This window comes from Mycobacterium gordonae, assembly GCF_002101675.1.
Lineage (GTDB): Bacteria > Actinomycetota > Actinomycetes > Mycobacteriales > Mycobacteriaceae > Mycobacterium > Mycobacterium gordonae.
On record NZ_LQOY01000231.1, the window covers coordinates 1 to 2,318 of the forward strand.

Sequence of the window (2,318 nt, forward strand, 5' to 3'; positions counted from 1 at the left end):
GGGCGGGGCCGGCGGAAATGCCGGCACGGCCGCCGGGAACGGCGGCCACGGTGGCTCCGGTGGCGCCGCGGGTCTTTTCGGTGATGGCGGAGCCGGCGGTTATGGCGGGAGCGGCGCCCAGGGCTCGACGACCGCGGTGGGCGGTGCCGGCGGCATGGGCGGCGCCGGCGGCGGCAGTGGAGTGTTCGGCAATGGGGGCGCCGGCGGGCAGGGCGGGCAGGGCGGTGCGGCCGCTGCCACACCCGCGAGTACCGCAGGCGCCGGCGGCGCTGGTGGTGCCGGGGGTTCCGCCCAGCTGTTGGGCGCCGGCGGGACCGGTGGCGCCGGGGGCCACGGTGGGACGGGCGGCCTGACCACCGCGGACAACGGCGGCGACGGGGGCGCCGGCGGCGCCGGCGGCGCCGGCGGCGTGTGGGGCGGCGGTGGAGCGGGCGGAACCGGCGGCCAGGCCGGTTTCGGGTTGGCCAGTAACGGTGTCGGAGGCAAGGGCGGAGCCGGCGGTGCGGCCAGACTGATCGGGGACGGCGGGGCCGGCGGCGTCGGCGCCGGTGCGATCGCTTCGGGGACCGCGGGAGGAGGCGGTGACGGAGGCGCCGGTGGCCGATTGATCGGCAATGGCGGTAACGGCGGCGACGCCGGACCCACCAACGGTTTTGGCACTGGCGCCGTCGGCGGCAACGGCGGCAACGCCCTCTTCATCGGCAATGGCGGCAACGGCGGCGACGGCACCGGTGGCAAGGCCGGCGGCAACGCGGGTAGCGCCGGGCCGTTCGGGCACAGCGGCTTGGACGGGTCGCCGTAACCCCACTCCGGCCCTGCTTCGGCAGCAGTTGGCTAGCCTGAACTCATCCACCGCTCGCCCCCAGGAGAATTCATGGCTCCCGGAATGTCTGACTCGCCATTTGTCCGCACCGTCAACAAAGTTGCCGTCGCGCTCATCAACGCGCCGGTTATCGGGGGCGTGGTTCGTCGCGGTCTTGTCGTCATCCGCTATGAGGGCCGCCGCTCGGGCAAGACCTTCGAAATCCCGGTCGGTTACCGCCGCCGGGCGGGCGGCGTGGTGATCAACGTGGCCGCGCCGGATGGAAAATCGTGGTGGCGCAACTTCCTCGGCTCCGGGCGGCCCCTCACTCTGCTGAACTTCGACGGTGCCGACCGGGCATGTCACGCCGTAGCACGCCGCGACGAGCGTGGCCGGGTCTCGGTCCAGGTGACTCCCAGCTGACCCGGATCGCACCTATCCGGTAAATCGTCAGACCGCTACTCGCTTCTTCGCTGCAAATTTGCAGGTTCGGGCGCCGTTGCGACGAGTTGGTCGACAACGTCGGACAGCCCGGCGAATCCGCGCGCTGCGGCCATGTCGGCGGCGATACGGCGGCTGGCTTCGCGGTAGCGCGGTTGGTGCAACACGGCGAGAATGTCGCGCCGCAACGCCCTGACCGACGGCCGCTCGGTGCGCATCCGGCGTCCTACGCCCGACCACGCCACCCTCGCGCCCACTTCGAGCTTGTCCTCCTTGCCTCCGGTGGCCACGATCGGCACGCCGTAGCGCAACGCGTACTGCACTCCCCCGTAGCCGCCGTTGGTGACGTAGACGTCGGTGTGGGGCAACAGTTCGTCGTACGGGAGAAAAGTTGCCGCACGGGCGTTTTCGGGCAACGGGGGCAGCGTGTCGAGCGGTCGGCCGCCGGTGGAGACGACCACCAGTACGTCCTCGCCGGCCAGAGCTTGAAGCGTCGGCGCGATGGCCTGGCCGTAGTCCATATTCGCGACGGTGCCCTGAGTGACGTGGACGACGGGACGGGTGCCATCGAGATCGGACCACCAGTCCGGCAACGCGGCGTGCGAACCGGCGGCGCCGAGTGGCCCCGCGAAATGAAGCGTCGCGGGCGCGTCCGAACGCGGGTACTCAAATGCGGGAACGGTGAATTGCACTGCCGCGTCGGCCCGTGCGCCCAAGTCGATGAAGGAACCGGAAAATGGCCTGCCGTGCACCTGCTGATGGACATCATCGATAATGCCGTTGGCCCGCAGCAGGATCCGGCGGGACATCACGGCGAGCGCCTTGTTGCGCAGTCTGTTGGCTCTTCGGGCGGGCGGTAAGCCCAACCCGGCTGGAGCCGTATCAACGCTGTCGATAAGCAGGGGAACGACCCCGCATAAGACCACAGCCGGGCGCTGTGGCCGCGGATGTCCCAGAACGATGACCGCGCCGCAAAACGCCGGCTCGACCAGCACGACTGTCGGCGGACATGAAAAACTGCCCACTGGCGGACATGAAAGTGCCCAGTAGCGGCCAATAAGAACTGCCCACCGGC

General features: G+C 70.6%; 2 protein-coding genes and 1 pseudogene. 2 read left to right on the plus strand and 1 reads right to left on the minus strand.

Translation table 11 applies throughout. The features are described from left to right. Both AWC08_RS36845 and AWC08_RS29635 read left to right on the plus strand, forming a co-directional pair. A pseudogene (locus AWC08_RS36845) lies at positions 1-802 on the plus strand (hypothetical protein); the annotation flags it as partial. A gap of 72 nt (positions 803-874) precedes the next feature. Beyond that, positions 875-1,225, plus strand: a complete 351-nt coding sequence (locus AWC08_RS29635; protein WP_142283892.1) for a hypothetical protein — start codon at positions 875-877, stop codon at positions 1,223-1,225. Positions 1,226-1,260: 35 nt separating this feature from the next. On the opposite strand, the gene AWC08_RS29640 is transcribed toward AWC08_RS29635, so the two are convergent. Beyond that, the gene (locus AWC08_RS29640; RefSeq protein WP_336442454.1) at positions 1,261-2,268 is read right to left on the minus strand and encodes a glycosyltransferase; all 1,008 of its coding nucleotides are present in this window, start codon (positions 2,266-2,268) and stop codon (positions 1,261-1,263) included. Positions 2,269-2,318 lie beyond the last annotated feature (50 nt).

What these genes read in the sequence shown, in the direction of transcription:
- AWC08_RS29635 (WP_142283892.1), top strand. Translation starts at nt 875, where the DNA reads ATGGCTCCCGGAATGTCTGACTCGCCATTTGTCCGCACCGTCAACAAA.